The organism is Streptomyces djakartensis (assembly GCF_014651075.1).
Lineage (GTDB): Bacteria > Actinomycetota > Actinomycetes > Streptomycetales > Streptomycetaceae > Streptomyces > Streptomyces djakartensis.
This window is the reverse complement of sequence record NZ_BMWE01000047.1, coordinates 1-3,307: the sequence shown is the minus strand read 5'-3', so window position 1 is coordinate 3,307 and position 3,307 is coordinate 1. Positions and strand designations below refer to the sequence as shown.

General features: G+C 73.6%; 2 protein-coding genes. Both read left to right on the top strand.

Going from position 1 to position 3,307, the window contains the following annotated elements; all coding sequences use genetic code 11:
• Positions 1-2,956: SDR family NAD(P)-dependent oxidoreductase (locus IE212_RS34385; protein ID WP_190201920.1), on the top strand; the 2,956-nt coding region annotated here is incomplete at its 5' end.
• Between the two features lie 38 nt (positions 2,957-2,994).
• Positions 2,995-3,307: beta-ketoacyl synthase N-terminal-like domain-containing protein (locus IE212_RS34380; RefSeq protein ID WP_190201919.1), on the top strand; the 313-nt coding region annotated here is incomplete at its 3' end.

Here is a 3,307-nt window from a genome sequence, read left to right as displayed (position 1 = left end):
ACACCCCGAACCAGAAACCCTCACCACCGCACTCGCCACCCTCCACACCAACGGCCACACCACCACCCTCCACACCCCACACACCCCCACACACCACCTCGACCTGCCCACCTACCCCTTCCAACGCGACCGCTACTGGATGGCTGTTCCGCCCCGTCCCGCGGTCGGCGACTTGGCCGCGGCGGGTGTGACATCTGTGGGGCATCCGCTGCTCGCGGCCGTGACGGAATTGCCGGAGACCGACACCACGGTGTGGACGGGCACGCTGTCCGCCCCTGCCCTTCCCTGGCTCGCCGACCATCTGGTGTGGGACCGGGGCGTGGCGCCCGGCACCGCCGTGCTGGAGATCGTGTTGCAGATCGGGGAGCGGATCGGGCTGCCCCGTATCAGTGAGCTGGTCCTGGAAGCGCCCCTGAGCTGGGGCGCCGACGCTCCCACAGTGGTCCGGACGGTCGTGGGCGCCCTGAGCCCGGAGGGCACGCGGGAGGTGAGTCTTTACTCCCGGCCTGAGGACGAAGCCGTCTGGACGCGGCACGCGTCGGGTCGGCTCGCCCCGGCCGGGTCGGAGGAGATCGGGAGCGGCGTCTTCACGGAGCTCTCCGGCGTCTGGCCGCCTCCCGGCGCACAGGAGGTCGACGTCTCCGGCCAGTACGAGCTGTTCGCCGCCGCCGGGGTGGGCTACGGGGGCGCGTTCCGTGGACTTCGGGCCGTGTGGCGCCGGGAGGACGAGATCTTCGCCGAGGTACGCCTGCCCGACGACCATGCCACCGACGCCGCGGGCTACGGCCTGCATCCCGCGCTGCTCGACGCGGCCCTGCACCCCATCGCGTTGCTCGATCCGCTGGGCGACGGGGGGCACGGGGTTCTGCCGTTCGTGTGGACCGATGTGCTGCGTCCCCGGAGCGGCGGGCACACCCTGCGCGTACGCGTCGCCAGGGCGCAGGACCCGACGGACAGCGGGCAGGCCGAGCGTCCCGGCGGCGCCGTCTCGCTGGCGGCGGCCGACCGCGACGGCGTCCCGGTGTTCGTCGCACGCTCACTGGTGCTGCGTCGTGTCTCCGCCACGCAGTTGCCCGCCGCGCCGTCCGTTCCGCTCCATCGCCTGGGCTGGGTGCCGATTCCCGGCTTCACGGAACCGATCGGCGCCGGCGGCTCCGACCCGTCCGTCCTGGACCTCACCGAACCCGCCGCCGATGTCCACCGGACCGTCCGCGAGGTGCTGGAGGCGGTCCAGACCCACCTCCGGGAACCGGCCGGCGACGGCCCGCGGTTGGTTGTCCTCACCCGGGGCGCGGCCGGTCCCGAAGGCGGTGCCGACGACCCGGCGGGGGCGGCTGCCTGGGGACTGGTCCGCAGTGCGCAGAGCGAGCATCCCGGCCGGTTCGTCCTGATCGACGTCGACGACACGGCGGAGTCCTCGCGGGCACTGCCCGCCGTCGTGGCCGCCGTAGGGGACGTGGACGCCCCCCAGGTCGCGGTCCGTCAGGGCCGCCCGAGTGTGCCGCGCCTCGTACCGCTGACCGCCGACAGGACCGAAGCGGAACCGGGCGGGCCGGGACATGCCGGGCTGCTCGATCCGGATGGCACGGTGCTGATCAGCGGCGGGACGGGCGCACTGGCCGCCGTGACCGCCCGGCATCTCGTGGCCCGTCACGGCGTACGGCATCTGCTGCTGGTCTCCAGGCGTGGCATGGAAGCGCCGCAGGCGGCCGAACTGGCGTCGGAACTCGACGGTCTGGGTGCCGACGTCGAGTTCCGGGCCTGTGATGTCACCGACCGGGCGGCCGTCCACCGTCTGCTGGCCGGGATCCCCGCCGAACGCCCTCTGAGCTGTGTGGTGCACACCGCGGGCGTCCTGGACGACGGGGTGATCTCCGCGCAGACGTCCGAGCGTGTCGCCGCGGTGCTGGGGCCCAAGGCGGACGGCGCGCTGCACTTCGACGAGTTGACCCGGGACCGGGAACGGCCCGTTCTCCTGCTGCTGTTCTCTTCGGTCTCGGGCGTCCTGGGGAGCACGGGCCAGGCCGGTTACGCCGCGGCGAACGCCTTCCTGGACGCGCTCGCCGCCCGGCGCCGGGCGGACGGTCACCCCGCGCTGTCGCTCGGCTGGGGCTGGTGGACCGGCACGGGCATGGCCGCCGGGCTGGACCGGGCGGACACGGCACGCATCCGCCGTTCCGGCGTCGCCCCGCTCGACGCGGTAACGGCGATGGACCTGTTCGATCGGGCGTTGTCCCGGCCGGAACCCGCGCTGCTGCCGGTGCGGCTGGACCACGCCGCGCTGCGCGAGGCGGCCCGTGCCGGCACGCTGCCGGAGGTTCTGCGGGATCTCGCCGATGCTCCGTCGCGCGCTCACCCCGCGCCGGTGAGCGAAGGCATCACGTCCTCCACCGGGACCGGCAGCGGCCTCGCCGAGCGGCTGGCGCGCCGCGCGGCCTCCGAGCGCCTGCCCCTGCTGCTCGAACTCGTACGGACCGAGGTCGCCGCGGTGCTGGGGCATGGCGACCCCGGTGCGGTGAGTGCCGAACGCTCCTTCAAGGACGCCGGGTTCGACTCGCTCACCGCCGTGGATCTGCGCAACCGGCTCAACGCGCGTACGGGACTGCGGCTGCCGGCGACGCTCGTCTTCGACCATCCGACGCCGCTCGCGCTGGCCGAACTCCTGCTCGCCGAACTGGACGTGGAGCCGGCCACCGACGGCACGGAGGACCTGGCCGCCGCGTTCGACCGGCTCGCGCGCGGCCTCGCGGCCCTGGACGACCGTGCCGCTCGCGTCGGCGCGGCCGAGCGGCTGCGCTCCCTGCTCACCGCTCTCACCAGCTCTGATCCGGACCCGGGCACGGGGGCGCAGGCGGGCCTGGAAGCGGACGGCGCGGTCACCGAGGTGGTCACCGACCGGCTGAGGTCGGCCTCGGACGACGAGCTCTTCGACCTGTACGACAGCGAGTTCCGGTGACCAGGTTCACCGATGTGCCTGCCCGGGCCACCACGAGGATGACGCAGAGGAGAACCGTGTCCGCAACGAACGAGGAGAAGCTGCGGGAGTACCTTCGGCGCGCGATGGGCGATCTGCACAGCGCACGCGAGCGGTTGGCGGAGCTGGAGTCGGCGCGGCATGAGCCGATCGCGGTGGTGGGCATGGCCTGCCGCTACCCCGGCGGCGTGGCCACACCCGACGACCTGTGGGAGCTGGTGGCCTCCGGAACCGACGCCATCTCCACGTTCCCGACCGACCGCGGCTGGGACCTGGACGGCCTGTACGACCCCGACCCGAGCACACCCGGCAAGAGCTACGTCCGCCACGGCG